This is a genomic window from Photorhabdus sp. RM96S (assembly GCF_042879335.1).
GTDB classification, from domain to species: domain Bacteria; phylum Pseudomonadota; class Gammaproteobacteria; order Enterobacterales; family Enterobacteriaceae; genus Photorhabdus; species Photorhabdus kayaii.
Map to the genome: position 1 here is coordinate 1 of NZ_JBHFKT010000132.1, position 898 is coordinate 898.

The 898-nt window shown below is 58.4% G+C and carries 1 protein-coding gene; it reads left to right on the forward strand.

Annotation, left to right across the window (positions count from 1 at the left end; genetic code table 11):
• A partial coding sequence (locus ACGF49_RS24600; protein WP_387493331.1) for an RHS repeat domain-containing protein occupies positions 1–898 on the forward strand: 898 nt, incomplete at both ends.

The window sequence follows — 898 nt, forward strand, 5'->3', positions numbered from 1 at the left end:
GGTGACCGCCCAGTTTGGCGGGCCGCGAGCCTGTGACGAACAGTTTGTGTATGATGCCGGCCAGCATCTGCATTACCAAAAACGGGTACCGGAACGGCTCAGTGAAGACCTGCGCCAGAGCTACCACACCCAGCAGGCGGGGCGGGTGATTCAGCACGGCGCCTGCACGTATCGCTACGATGAAAACGGGCGGCGGACAGAGAAAACCGAGCAGCGACGGGGCTACCGGCCGCGGACCTGGCGCTACCGCTGGGATGCGCAGGACCGGCTGACCGGGGTTATCAGCCCGGAAGGCACGCGCTGGCGTTATGGCTATGATGCCTTCGGGCGACGGATTAGCAAGCGGAAGGAGACAGACACCGCCGGACCGCCGGTGAAACCGACCGCGATAATCGGCTATGATTACCTGTGGAGCGGGGAGCAGCTGATTGAAGAGACGCCGGTATATGCGGACGGCACCGTCGGGTATGAGAACAGCATTCACTGGCTGTATGAGCCGGGTACCCTGACCCCGCTGGCACGGCATGAAAAAGGTCAGCTATACTATGTGGTGAGTGATCACCAGGGGACGGTGCGGGAAATTCTGACCGAGGCAGGGGAACTGATCTGGGCAGGACGATTACTCACCTGGGGCGAGCCGGAATGCTGGCCGGTGCTGACGGTCAATGACCCGCGGAATCTGACCTGTAATCTCAGGTTTTGTGGCCAATATGAAGACACGGAAAGCGGTTTATTTTATAATCGGCACCGTTATTACGAGAGTGATACAGGCCAGTACTTATCGCCGGACCCGATAGGATTAGCAGGGGGTCTGAACCTGTATGCGTACGTGCCTAATCCGGTGTCGTGGATCGACCCATTAGGGTTAGCAGGTAAAAATTGCCAAGATGTTGGTAAT